Source organism: Catenuloplanes atrovinosus (assembly GCF_031458235.1).
Lineage (GTDB): Bacteria > Actinomycetota > Actinomycetes > Mycobacteriales > Micromonosporaceae > Catenuloplanes > Catenuloplanes atrovinosus.
This window is the reverse complement of sequence record NZ_JAVDYB010000001.1, coordinates 8,702,973-8,714,979: the sequence shown is the minus strand read 5'-3', so window position 1 is coordinate 8,714,979 and position 12,007 is coordinate 8,702,973. Positions and strand designations below refer to the sequence as shown.

Annotated in this window: 13 protein-coding genes; 8 read left to right on the top strand and 5 right to left on the bottom strand. The window is 71.9% G+C overall.

Annotated features, from left to right (window positions below; all coding sequences use genetic code 11):
- Nucleotides 1-5: 5 nt before the first annotated feature.
- Nucleotides 6-605, top strand: coding sequence for a sulfite oxidase-like oxidoreductase (locus tag J2S41_RS38970; RefSeq protein ID WP_310375920.1), 600 nt, complete (start codon nucleotides 6-8; stop codon nucleotides 603-605).
- Nucleotides 575-1,306, top strand: coding sequence for a ferredoxin reductase (locus tag J2S41_RS38965; protein WP_374728233.1), 732 nt, complete (start codon nucleotides 575-577; stop codon nucleotides 1,304-1,306). Before J2S41_RS38970 ends, J2S41_RS38965 begins: the two co-directional genes overlap by 31 nt.
- Here J2S41_RS38965 and J2S41_RS38960 read toward each other — a convergent pair.
- Nucleotides 1,278-1,856, bottom strand: coding sequence for a dTDP-4-dehydrorhamnose 3,5-epimerase family protein (locus tag J2S41_RS38960; RefSeq protein ID WP_310375919.1), 579 nt, complete (start codon nucleotides 1,854-1,856; stop codon nucleotides 1,278-1,280). The genes J2S41_RS38965 and J2S41_RS38960 overlap by 29 nt on opposite strands.
- Before the next feature lie 97 nt (nucleotides 1,857-1,953).
- Here J2S41_RS38960 and rfbB point away from each other — a divergent pair, with 97 nt between their 5' ends.
- On the top strand, nucleotides 1,954-2,913 hold the full coding sequence (rfbB, locus tag J2S41_RS38955; RefSeq protein WP_310375917.1) for a dTDP-glucose 4,6-dehydratase: 960 nt from the start codon (nucleotides 1,954-1,956) through the stop codon (nucleotides 2,911-2,913).
- Nucleotides 2,914-2,959: 46 nt separating this feature from the next.
- Here the strand turns inward: rfbB and J2S41_RS38950 are convergent, their stop codons facing one another.
- Together J2S41_RS38950 and J2S41_RS38945 are read right to left on the bottom strand one after the other, a co-directional pair.
- Nucleotides 2,960-3,694 carry a polyprenol monophosphomannose synthase gene (locus tag J2S41_RS38950; RefSeq protein ID WP_310375915.1) on the bottom strand — a complete coding sequence of 245 codons (735 nt, stop codon included), beginning with the start codon at nucleotides 3,692-3,694 and terminating at the stop codon, nucleotides 2,960-2,962.
- A 221-nt stretch (nucleotides 3,695-3,915) separates the two neighbouring features.
- A complete protein-coding gene (locus J2S41_RS38945) occupies nucleotides 3,916-4,530 on the bottom strand; it encodes an HAAS signaling domain-containing protein (protein ID WP_310375913.1) in 615 nt (204 codons plus the stop codon).
- Here J2S41_RS38945 and J2S41_RS38940 point away from each other — a divergent pair.
- Both J2S41_RS38940 and J2S41_RS38935 read left to right on the top strand, forming a co-directional pair.
- Nucleotides 4,517-4,996 (top strand): ribosomal maturation YjgA family protein, encoded by a 480-nt coding sequence (locus J2S41_RS38940; protein WP_310375910.1) that lies wholly within the window; start codon nucleotides 4,517-4,519, stop codon nucleotides 4,994-4,996. The genes J2S41_RS38945 and J2S41_RS38940 overlap by 14 nt on opposite strands.
- Nucleotides 4,986-5,729 (top strand): hypothetical protein, encoded by a 744-nt coding sequence (locus J2S41_RS38935; protein ID WP_310375909.1) that lies wholly within the window; start codon nucleotides 4,986-4,988, stop codon nucleotides 5,727-5,729. Before J2S41_RS38940 ends, J2S41_RS38935 begins: the two co-directional genes overlap by 11 nt.
- Nucleotides 5,730-5,818: 89 nt before the next feature.
- On the opposite strand, the gene J2S41_RS38930 is transcribed toward J2S41_RS38935, so the two are convergent.
- Together J2S41_RS38930 and J2S41_RS38925 are read right to left on the bottom strand one after the other, a co-directional pair.
- Nucleotides 5,819-6,805, bottom strand: coding sequence for an arylsulfotransferase family protein (locus J2S41_RS38930; RefSeq protein WP_310375907.1), 987 nt, complete (start codon nucleotides 6,803-6,805; stop codon nucleotides 5,819-5,821).
- Between the two features lie 3 nt (nucleotides 6,806-6,808).
- On the bottom strand, nucleotides 6,809-8,998 hold the full coding sequence (locus J2S41_RS38925; protein ID WP_310376867.1) for an esterase-like activity of phytase family protein: 2,190 nt from the start codon (nucleotides 8,996-8,998) through the stop codon (nucleotides 6,809-6,811).
- A 157-nt stretch (nucleotides 8,999-9,155) separates the two neighbouring features.
- Here J2S41_RS38925 and J2S41_RS38920 point away from each other — a divergent pair, with 157 nt between their 5' ends.
- From J2S41_RS38920 to rocD, 3 genes are all read left to right on the top strand, one after another.
- Entirely contained in the window at nucleotides 9,156-9,695 is a 540-nt protein-coding gene (locus tag J2S41_RS38920; protein WP_310375905.1) for a hypothetical protein, read from the top strand.
- A 254-nt stretch (nucleotides 9,696-9,949) separates the two neighbouring features.
- Nucleotides 9,950-10,753 carry a dimethylargininase gene (gene ddaH / locus J2S41_RS38915; RefSeq protein ID WP_310375903.1) on the top strand — a complete coding sequence of 268 codons (804 nt, stop codon included), beginning with the start codon at nucleotides 9,950-9,952 and terminating at the stop codon, nucleotides 10,751-10,753.
- Nucleotide 10,754: 1 nt separating this feature from the next.
- Nucleotides 10,755-11,975: an ornithine--oxo-acid transaminase gene (gene rocD, locus J2S41_RS38910; RefSeq protein ID WP_310375901.1), complete on the top strand. Its 1,221-nt coding sequence runs from the start codon at nucleotides 10,755-10,757 to the stop codon at nucleotides 11,973-11,975.
- The last annotated feature ends 32 nt before the right edge of the window (nucleotides 11,976-12,007 follow it).

Genomic DNA, 12,007 nt, shown 5'->3' with positions numbered 1-12,007 from the left:
GGCCGATGGCAAATCTATCGCCCGGATTTCGCGGGCGGACCCGCGACGCGGAGCCGACGCTTCCGCCGGGGCAGTACCTGGCTCATGATTTTCCGGTGCTCTCCGCCGGGCCGACCCCGAAGGTCCCCACCGAGCGGTACGAGTTCGCGGTGACCACGGAGACCGGGGAGAAGCGGACCTGGTCGTGGGACGAGCTGATGGCGCTGCCGGCGGAGACGCCGACGGTGGACATCCACTGCGTGACCAAGTGGTCGAAGCTGGGCACCACGTGGAAGGGCGTCTCGCTGGACACGCTCTTCGCGGACGTGGAGAGCGCGGCCGACTACGCGATGGCGCACTCGTACGGTGGCTACACCACGAACCTGCCGCTGGAGGATCTGCTCGACGGGCAGGCGTGGCTGGTCTACGAGTTCGACGGCGAGCCGCTGCATCCGGAGCACGGCGGGCCGGTGCGGCTGCTGGTGCCGCATCTCTACTTCTGGAAGTCCGCCAAGTGGGTGCGCGGGATCCAGCTGATGCTGGACGACGAGCCCGGGTTCTGGGAGGCGGCCGGCTACCACGATTACGGAGACCCGTGGCGCGAGCAGCGGTATCAGGGCGACTGAGCTGGCGCCGGGCCACGCTGACCGAGGCCCGGGCGGAGAACGCGTCCGCGCGCACACTGGTGTTCGACGTGCCGGGCTGGCCGGGGCATCTGGCCGGCCAGCACGTGGACGTGCGGCTCACGGCGGACGACGGCTACACGGCGCAGCGCAGCTACTCGATGTCGGCGCCGGCCGACGGCGAGCGGGTGGAGATCACCGTGCAGTCGGTGGCGGACGGTGAGGTCTCGCCGTACCTGGTGGACGTGCTGGGCGTGGGCGACGCGGTGGAGCTGCGCGGGCCGATCGGCGGCTGGTTCGTGTGGCGGCCGGAGCAGCTGGACCCGGTGCTGCTGGTGGCCGGCGGGTCGGGCATCGTGCCGCTGATGGCGATGATCCGGGCGCGGCGCGAGCACGGGAACCGTTCGGTGTTCCGGCTGATCTACTCGGTGCGGACGCCGGACGACGTGTACTACGCGGACGAGCTGCGCCGGCGGGCGCGGGACGACCACGGCCTGGAGGTCACCTACGTCTACACCCGGCACGGCGAGAACCCGCGCCGGATCACGGTGGCGGACGTGAACACGCACGGCTGGCCGCCGGGCCTCGACCCGGCCTGCTTCGTGTGCGGGCCGACCGGGTTCGTGGAGACGGTGGCGGACATCCTGGTCGCGCTGGGGCACGATCCGCGGCGGGTCAAGACCGAGCGGTTCGGTCCCAGCTAGGCAGCATCCCGCGGTCCCGGGCCTCGGCGAACGACGGCGCATTCGTGTCCTTCCCGGATAAAACGGGCGTGGACGTCGGCCAGTCGATGCCCAGGTCCGGGTCCATCGGGTGGATGCCGTGCTCCGCACCCGGGTCGTACGTGGTCGACACCAGGTAGGCCATGGTGGCGTCGTCGGTGAGCGCGCAGAATCCGTGGCCGAGGCCCTCGCTCAGATAGACCGCGCGGCGTGCGGCGTCGTCCAGCGTCACGGCCTCCCACGCGCCGAACGTGGGCGAGCCGGTCCGCAGGTCCACCACGACGTCGAGCACGGAGCCGCGCACGCAGGTGATGTACTTCGCCTGGCCCGGCGGCACGTCCGCGTAGTGGATGCCGCGCACCACGCCGGCCGCGGAGACCGAGATGTTGCCCTGCATCATGGTGACCGGGCGGCCGAGCACCTCGGCCAGCTTGTCGAAGCGGAGCCACTCGGTGAAGCTGCCGCGCGCGTCGCCGTGCACCACCGGCGTGACCTCGTAGGCGCCTTCGATGCTCAAGGGGCGGATCTTCATCGGCTCACCTACCAGTCCGTTCGCAAGATTCTTTCACTCTACCGAGCCCGGGAGCAGCGCATAGTGGCTGGTCGGAGGAGTGCGTAGGCTCATGTCCATGAGAGTTCTGGTCACCGGCGGCGCCGGCTTCATCGGGTCCCACTTCGTTCGCGAGGCGTCCACGTACCCGGGCCTGGCCGACGCGCGCATCACGGTGCTCGACGCGCTCACCTATTCGGGGAACCGGGCGAATCTCGACTCGGCGGGAGACATCCGGTTCGTGCACGGGGACATCTGTGACGCCGCGGTCGTGGACGAGTTGATGGCCGGGACGGACGCGGTCGTGCACTTCGCGGCCGAGACGCACGTGGACCGCTCGATCGACGGCGGCGCCGCGTTCGTCCGGACCAACGTGCTCGGCACCCAGATCCTGCTGGACGCCGCGGTCCGGCACGGCGTGGGACGGTTCCTGCACGTGTCCACGGACGAGGTCTACGGCTCGATCGAGACCGGCTCGTGGCGGGAGGACTTCCCGGTCTCGCCGAACTCGCCGTACTCGGCCGCGAAGGCCGGGTCGGACCTGCTGGCGCTCGCCTACCACCGCACGCACGGGCTGCCGGTGCTGGTCACCCGCTGCTCGAACAACTACGGGCCGTACCAGTTCCCGGAGAAGGTCATCCCGCTGTTCGTGACGAACCTGCTGGACGGGCGGAAGGTCCCGCTCTACGGCGACGGCGGCAACGTCCGCGACTGGCTGCACGTCGACGACCACTGCCGGGGCATCGCGCTGGTGCTGGCCGGCGGCCGGGCGGGCGAGATCTACAACATCGGCGGCGGCACCGAGCTGACCAACAAGGAGCTCACCGGGCTGCTGCTGGAGGCCTGCGGCAAGGATTGGGACTCGGTCGAGCCGGTCGAGGACCGCAAGGGGCACGACCGCCGCTACTCGGTGGACATCACCAAGATCAGCCAGGAGCTGGGGTACGCACCGCGGACGGACTTCACCACCGGGCTGGCCGAGACGGTGGCCTGGTACCGGGACAACCGCGCCTGGTGGGAGCCGCTCAAGACCGCATGAACGAACAGGGGGTACGACTCCGGCCGTACCCCCTGTGCCGGGTTTGTCAGACCTTGCGGCCGAAGAGCAGGCGCCAGGGCATCAGCGCGGACTCGATCTGCACCGCGAGGCTCATCTTCGAGACGCCGTCGGCGCGCTGCTCGAAGCGGATCGGCACCTCGTAGATCTTCCCGCCGTGCCGGACCGTGCGGTAGTTCATCTCGACCTGGAACGCGTAGCCGTTGCTGTGGATCGACCCGACGTCGATCGTGCGCAGCGTCTCCGCCTTCCACGCCTTGAAGCCCGCGGTCACGTCCTTCACGCCGAGCCGCAGGATCGTGTTGACGTAGAAGTTCGCCCAGGCGGACAGGAACTTGCGGTGCAGGCCCCAGTCGCCGGCGACCGAGCCGCCGGAGACGTACCGCGAGCCGATCACGACGGCCGCGTCCGTGGTCATCAGCTTCTCGACCATCACCGGGATCACCGAGGCCGGGTGGGACAGGTCGGCGTCCATCTGGAGCACGACGTCCGCGCCCTCGTCCAGCGCGCGGCCGATGCCGGCCACGTACGCCCGGCCGAGGCCGTCCTTGGTGGTGCGGTGCAGCACGCCCACCGCCTGCGGCGACTCCGCCGCGAGCTTGTCGGCGATCTCGCCGGTGCCGTCCGGGGAATCGTCGTCCACCACGAGGATGTGGAGGTTCGGCAGCCCGAGGGCGGACAGCATCTCGACGAGCCTGGGAAGATTGTCCCGTTCGTTATAGGTCGGGACAACGACCGTGATCTTGGGGGAGCCGTCTCCCATAATCTGTGCCCTCTTACCTGCTACTAGATCCGACATCCGGGCGACGTTCCGGCGCCGACGCCCCTATTGACCGCCACTTCAACCCCGAAACCGTAACGGATGACGCAATAGATCGGCGCATGTGATGGCAGTGCACGGTCGCTCGTGCGCGCATACCGTACCGGTAGGCACCGTACCCTTCCCTTCCAGGCCCGCCATCCGGGCGAGATCACCCGAACGGGTCAGCCCGCGCGTGCCGTCCGCCACGTCCGCACCGCGGAGACCTGCACCAGTGTGAACGGCACCGCCCACCACAGCGCCGCCCCGCTCAGCTCGCCGTGCGGGGACAGCGCGGTCAGCAGCAGGCCGCCGAGCGCGGTCAGCGCCATGACTCCCATGGTGACACCCGCGACCAGACGCGCCAGCTCGGCCGGGCGCCACAGGTGGCGCGCACCCCAGCCGAGCAGCACCACGGCGGCCGCGGCCGCGGCCAGCGAGACGCCGGAGAGCAGGTCCACGGCCTCGGCCAGCCAGAGATAGCCGGCGCCGGGCGCCGCGCCCTGCCACTGCGGCCAGCCGTCCAGGCCGGCCAGCGCGGCCTGCGCCCACGACGTGCCGAGCACCAGGATCAGCAGCAGCGCGGTACGCCGTGCGTGCGCGACCGTCAGCACCTCCTGCAGCCCGCCGGCGATCTCGCGGGCCGGGCCGAACTCCGCGACCGCGGTCTCCACGCCGTCGGCCTCCGCCGCGTCGGTCAGCGCGTCCCGGATCTCCGCCAGCATGTCGCGGCGCAGCCGGGCCGGGCCGCGCAGGCCGCGACCGACCTCGGCCACGTACTCGTCGATGACGCTCGGCACCGCACCATTCTCTCCGCGCACCGGTCCGGGGACCATCGGGGTGGTCCCTGATCGTTACGATCGCGCGATGCTGGCTCGCTCGCTCGCGACACTGACCGCGACCGCCGCACTCATCGTCGCTCTGAGTATCCGAGCCATTGCCGACGGTGTGATCGAGCAGGTCTCCGGCACCGCGCTCTACGCGTCCATGGTGTACGCCGCCGTGGTCTTCGCCGCACCCCGCCTGGCACCGTGGATCTCCGGCGCGATCGCGGTCGGCTTCTGCTGGGCCGTCGAATTCTCGCAGCTCACCGGCGTTCCCGCGTACCTCTCCGAGCGATCGGTCGCGGCCCGGCTGGCGCTCGGCGTGCAGTTCGATCTCATCGACGTGCTCTGGTACCCGGCCGGAGTGGTCCCGCTCGTCCTCGTCCACACGCTGCTAGCCTCGATGCGTCCGAGCGTGCGGGGAGCGACTGATGACTACTGAGAGTACCGATTCGCGGCCGTCCTCGTTCCCCTGCCAGCAGTGCCAGGCGTCGCCGGACGATCAGCAACTGGTCCGCGCCCCTACGGGATGGGTCTGGCGCTGCCGCCGCTGCCACGCCGAGACCAGCCGCGCGCTCCCGTTCGACCCGCGCCTCGCGCCGGACGGCCGGGAGACCGCGTGGGCCGCGATCGACACGCTCAAGGTGTTCGTGCCGATCATCGCGCCGATCGAGAACGACCTGATCTACGAGATCGTCCGGCCGTACTTCATGGCCGGCTGGTGCGTCCGGGACGTGCTGCACGCGCTCAACTACCTGCCGGACGGCGACACCCACCCCGGCCAGGGCGCGGCCTGGGTCCGCGGCGAGGACCGCGACCGCACGCTGTGGCGCATGCGGCAGCGGCTGCGGCGCTGGCGCCTCTCCGACCGTGAGGAGGGCGACGACGTGATGAGCGGCCCCTACTCCACCACCGCGCGCGCCATGGCCGAGCTCGGTGCCGGCCAGCGCGCCCGCGCCGTCGCCCGCAACCTCGAGTGGCAGGAGCGCGCCGCCGCGGCCCGCAACGCGGCACACAGCGGCGCACGCGAGGTCGCCCGCCGCCAGGCCAAGATCGCCGCCAGCCTGGCCCGCGAGGCCGCCAGCCGCGCCGACGCCGCCGAACGGGAACGCCTGGTCGCGGAGATCGCCCGCGGCCGGGAGGCGGCCGAGGTCTGGCGAGAATCGATCGACTAGCTCCACGTGCTGTCGTAGCCGACCGCGGTGCCGCCGTGCGAACGCCCGCGCCGGGTATGCCCGCCTCGATCAACCCCTGACCGGACGGGTCAGACGCGGATCGGGATGGCGGAGGAGGTGCCGAGGACCTTGCCGGAGCCGTCGAGGGCGTCGGCGACCACGTACTCGGGGGTGCCGGGGACCTGGAGGGTGGTCTCGAAGCCGGTGCGGGGTTGCTCGACGGCGCCGCCGTTGAGTGCACCGGGCTGCGTGCCCCAGCGTGCCCGCCACCGGGCGACCCGGGTCTCGCCGTTCCAGCTCACGGAGACGACCACGTTGCCGCCGTCCACGTGCAGGCCGAGCGCGGGCTGGTCGGCCGGGGTGCCGGTCCACTCGGCCTTGTAGGCGCGGTAGGACTGGTTGTCGGGCGGCAGGTGGCCGGCCAGCCGTACCGTGCCGTCCGGGTCGTGCTCGGTGAAGTGTGGCATCTGGCCCCAGCCGACGAACGAGCCACCGTCGGCGAGTTCGCGGAAGCTGCCCTGGGTGGGTGCGGAGAGCCGGTCCGGGTGCACGTACTCGGCGACGAACCTGGTCGTCCGCGCGGTCTCGTCGATGGTGAACACGACGCCGCGCGAGTACTCGCGCTCCTTGGTGATCCCGGCGCCGTTGTCGAACAGGCCCCAGGAGCCGTCCCGCCGCTGCCGGAAGTCGTGCTGCCAGGAGAAGGCGGTCCGCTCGTCGACCGCGAAGTCCGACTTCTTGCCACCGATCCGCCAGATGACGTCGCCGCTCTCCCGGTCGATCTTGTAGCACGCCCAGGTGTGCCGGGCCGACACGATCAGGTTCCCGTCCGCGGCCAGCCCCACCGAGTTCGCGTGGAAGTAGTCGTACGGCAGGTGCGCCGCGTCGCCCTGGGGCAGTGGCGCGTACGACTCGTCCAGGCCCACGTGGTCGCTGGACCGCCACTCGAAGACCTTCCGCCCGGTCGCGATGTCGACCTCCTGGATGACACCGTCGTGCAGCACCCCGTCCACCGGACCGCCGAGCGGGCTCAGGTCGTACGGGATCGGGCACGGCGCGTGCCGTACCCCCCGCACGGGTTAGAAGATCTTGCGGGCGGGGCCGAGGCGGAGCAGGACCGTCTCGCCGGTGGCGTCCTCGAGACCGTCGTTGTCGGTGATCGCGTAGACGACGCCGTCACCGCCGATGGTCAGGCCCTCCAGCTTCTCCTGGGTCCAGCCGTTGTCGGCGCGCAGCGCGGGCAGCACGTCGACGGCGAGCCGCTTCGGCAGCACCGGGAGCGTGCCCGGGCGCGGGTCCCGGGACGGGACCTCGACCGTGTAGACGCGCTTGACCCGCGCGGCCGGGCCGTTCAGCTTGTCCCGCTCGATCACCGCGAGCGTGTCCCGGTCGACCGCCACGATCTCGGACAGGCCGATCCAGTCGCCGGCCGTGGTGGTCTGCTCCAGCCGGTAGCCGAACCAGGTCCAGGTCTTCGTGGCCACGTCGTAGCGGCCGATCCGGACCACGCCGGCCGGGTCGGTGCTCAGCTCGCGCTGGAGCGTCGTCCAGACGTGCTCGCCGGACCGGTCGGTGACCACCGAGACGCCCTCGATGCCCTGCTTGGCCAGCCCGGACGAGATCTCCGCGGGCAGTGGGACCACCTCGACGGTACGACCGGAGGCGTCCAGCCGGACGAGCTGGTTGCCGCCGCCGGTGGCGCCCTCGACGCCGAGCCAGAAGCCGCCCCGCGGCCGTGCGGCGATGCCCTCGGCGTCGTAGCCGACCGGCGCGCCGGACGCGTCCGTGACCGTCAGCGCGCGGTCGATCCGGGCGGGCGTACGGCCGGTGTCGATGGTGAGGATGCGGGTGGGTGAGTACGCCGCGTCCGTCACCGTGTAGAGCCGGTCGGGCCGGCCCGGCACCGGGGAGAGCGCGCCGAGCGCGCCCCAGCCGAGGTCGCCGGTGGAGACCACGCTCGGGAAGCCCGGCCGCTCGGTGCCGAGCGCGAACAGCGTGAGGCTGGACCGCACGTTGGCCTCGGCCTCGTCGACCTCGCTGGAGACCGCGAACAGGCCGCGCGACGGGATCGGCAGCAGGCCCTCGGGGCCGTTCGTGGTGGCCAGGATCTGCTGGAAGGCCGGGCGCACCGGGTCGCTCAGGTCGTAGACCGCGACGAAGTTGCTCCGCTCGGCGGCGACGAACGCGTACCGCCGGCCCTGGTAGGTGGCGACCGCGAGCCCCTCCGGCTCGGTGCCCTTGTTGTCCGCGCGGCCCTCGTTGTGCAGCCCGTAGGTGACCGCGAGCCGCTCGAACGTGTTGCTGGCGTCCCAGGCGACGCGGCCGGTGCGGGTGTCGAAGACGGTCCAGCCGCGGGTGCCGCCCCGCCAGTCGCCCTCGTTCGCGGTGGCCACGTAGCGGTCGTCGATCCAGGAGATCGCGTCCGGCTCGCGCGGCGTGTCCGTGATCGACCCGCTCAGGTCGATGGTGCCGTCGTCCTCGGTGTCGATGCCGGTGACGGTGGTCCGGCCGGCGCTGAACGCCTTCTCCACCCGGCCGCCGCGCAGGTCGATCAGGACGACGCCGTTGTTCTCCTGGAGCGTGACGACCAGCTGGTTCCGCGAGTTGATCGAGACGTACTCCGGTTCCGGGTCGCTGGGCGCGGCGATGCCGGCCGCGGCCAGCGTGGCCTCGGGCAGCGGCACCGCGCGCGCGGACCAGCGAGCCGGGTCGTCCGACGGGAAGTCGACGATCTGGATGAAGCCGCCCGGCGCCTGCGGCAGGTCGCCGTCGGCGACGTCCTCGTCGCGCTGGTTCTCGATGGCGATCGCGGCGTACCGGGAGTCCTTGCTCAGCGCGATCGAGTCGGGCTGGCCGCCCATGCCGATCTCGCGCACGACCGCGCGGTCCCGCAGCCGCACCACCCGGAGCACGCCGGACGGGCTGGTGAAGCTCTCGCTGGTGTCCACCACGGCCAGCACGTATCCGCCGCGCACGACGACGGACGTGGGCTCGCCGCCCATGTCCAGCGTGCCGAGGCCCCGGGGGCGGGCCGGGTTCGAGATGTCGACGAAACCGATCCGGCCGGCCGGCGCGTCCGTGTAGACCAGCGTCCGGCCGTCCTCGCTGACCGAGGAGATCTCGGCGGCGGTCGGTGTCGCGGGGTCCTCACCGGCGGGCCGGTTCTGGAAGACCGGGTAGGTCGCGGTGCGATCGAAGTAGACCTTGCGCGCGTGCGCGTCGGCGGCGCTGCCGGCGAGCAGGCTCGCGGAGGTGACGGCCAGTGTCATGAGCACGGCCGGAATCGTGCGGTGAGCCATGAGGAACGACGCTTGCACGAGCGGGCGAGCATCAGCCGTCGCGCGGGTGAACACCGCGCGATGTGTGGCGACGGGCGCCGGCGGGTACAGCAGGTGCGACCCCCCATATCCCTTCAGGAGGTGCATCGTGCGGCTCCCCACGTTCACCCGGTCGGCGGGCACGACGACGACCACTGAGGACGAGACCACGGCCACTCGTCCCGCCGTCGCGCCGCGCGCGAAGGTCGACGACCGGACCCCGTACCCGAAGAGTTCCACCGACAGGACCGAGACGACCACGGAGGTCATCGAGCGCCCGGCCACGCCGCCGGCGCCGCCGGTGGTTCCCGTGGAGCGCGCCCCGCGCGCGCGGACCAGCCTGCTGGCCACGGTCGGCCTGGCGCTGAGCATCGCCGCCGCGGCGCTGGTGCTGTCCGGCCCGCTCGCCGGGTACGGCATCGCGGTCGCCGCGATCGCGCTGCTCGCCTCGCTGGGCGGCTTCGTCGCCACCCGCCGCCGGCACGTGGCCGGCAAGCTCGACGCGCTGATCGGCATGCTGGTCAGCGGCGCCGCGCTGATCGTCGGCATCCTCGCGGTGACCGGCGAGCTGCCCTGGCTGAGCCTGGACACCGACACGGTGCGGCCGGCCCGGGAGTGGCTCGACGCACAGTTTCCGAACTGGTTCTGACGGGCATATGTAAGGCAGGCGCCCGGAGCGGTTCGCTCGGGCACCGGGGCACAAGGGCGGTTCGCCCGGCGCCATGGCTTGGGGGCGGTGGTTCACCGCCCCCATAACGCTGTCTGCGCAACGTTTCACCGCCCAGGGGCGGATCAACGCAACGAATCAACGTCGGACGCAAGCGTTATCGGTGGATCGGAAAACGGCAGCGGCAATACCGTTCGAGGTGAGAGACCCTCCCCCTCGACCAGGAGCCGCAGCCCATGTTCTCGCATCGGCGCTACCTCATGTGCCGCCCGACGTACTTCGCCGTCGAGTACACGATCAACCCGTGGATGGACCCGACCGCGCCGTACGACACGGAGCTGGCCGTCCGGCAGTGGACCGCGCTGCGGCAGGTCTACACCGATCTCGGGCACACGGTCGAGGAGATCGACCCGCTGCCCGGCCTGCCCGACATGGTGTTCGCCGCGAACGGCGCCACCGTGGTCGACGGCACCGTGCTGGCCGTGCAGTTCCGGGACCCGGAGCGGGCCGACGAGGGCCCGGCGTACGCGAACTGGTTCCGCCGCGCCGGCTTCGACGTGGTCGAGGCGAAGGCGGTCAACGAGGGCGAGGGCGACATCCTGCTCGCCGGCGACGTGCTGCTGGCCGGCACCGGCTTCCGCACCGCGCACGAGTCGCACCTGCAGGCGCAGGAGGTGCTGCGCCGGCCGGTGATCTCGCTCCAGCTCGTCGACCCGAACTTCTACCACCTGGACACCGCGCTCTGCGTGCTGGACGAGCGCACGGTCGCGTACCTGCCGGAGGCGTTCACGCCCGGCAGCCGCGAGGTGCTGCGCCGCCTCTTCCCGGACGCGATCCTGGCCGGCGCGGACGACGCCGCGGTGCTCGGCCTGAACGCGGTCAGCGACGGCCGCAACGTGGTGCTCCCGACGCAGGCCGGGAACCTCGCCCAGCAGCTGGCGGACCGCGGTTTCACGCCGATCGGGGTGGACCTGTCCGAGCTGCGCAAGGCCGGCGGCGGCCCGAAGTGCTGCACCCTCGAGATCCGCGCGGGAGCCTGAGATGATCATCGACGACCTCACGCTGACGCCGAAGGCGCTCGCGGACGCGGAGCGGTGGACCTCGCACAACTACCACCCGCTGCCGGTGGTCATCGCGGCGGCCGAGGGCGCCTGGGTGACGGACGTCGACGGGCGCCGCTACCTGGACTGCCTGGCCGGGTACTCCGCGCTGAACTTCGGGCACCGGCACCCCGCGCTGATCGCGGCCGCGCACGCGCAGCTGGACCGGCTCACGCTGACCAGCCGCGCGTTCGTGCACGACCGGTTCGCCGCGTTCTGCCAGGGCCTGGCCGAGCTGTGCCACCAGGACCTGGTGCTGCCGATGAACACCGGCGCCGAGGCGGTGGAGACCGCGATCAAGGTGTCCCGCGCGTGGGGTTACCGGGTCAAGGGCGTGCCGGCCGGGCGGGCCACCATCGTGGTCGCGGACGGGAACTTCCACGGGCGCACCACCACGATCGTCAGCTTCTCCACCGATCCCGACGCGCGGAACGACTTCGGGCCGTACACGCCGGGATTCACGGTCGTGCCGTACGGGGACCTGGCCGCGATGGCCGAGGCGATCACCGAGGACACGGTCGCGGTGCTGATCGAGCCGATCCAGGGCGAGGCCGGCGTGCTGGTGCCGCCGCCCGGCTACCTCACCGGCGTGCGCGCGCTCTGCACGGACCGGAACGTGCTGTTCGTGGCGGACGAGATCCAGTCCGGGCTGGGGCGTACCGGCAGCACGTTCGCCTGCGACCACGAGGGCGTCCGCCCCGACCTGTACCTGCTCGGCAAGGCGCTCGGCGGCGGCATCGTGCCGGTCTCCGCGGTCGCCGGCCGTCGCGACGTGCTCGGCGTGCTGCGCCCGGGCGAGCACGGCTCCACGTTCGGCGGCAACCCGCTGGCCTGTGCGGTCGCCACCGAGGTGGTGAACCTGCTGGCCACCGGCGAGTTCCAGCGCCGGTCCGCCGCGCTCGGCGAGCGCCTGCACGCCGGGCTCACCGCGCTGATCGGCAAGGGCGTCGTCGCGGTACGCGGACGCGGCCTCTGGGCCGGCGTGGACATCGACCCCGCGCTGATGACCGGCCGTCGCGCCTGCGAGCTGCTGATGGAGCAGGGCGTGCTGGTCAAGGACACGCACGGCTCCACGATCCGGCTGGCGCCGCCGCTCACGGTCACCGAGGACGACATCGACTTCGCGCTCGGCCGGCTGGGCGCGATCCTCAGCTCCCCCTGAGATCGCGCCCACGGCAAAGGGGCCGCCGAACA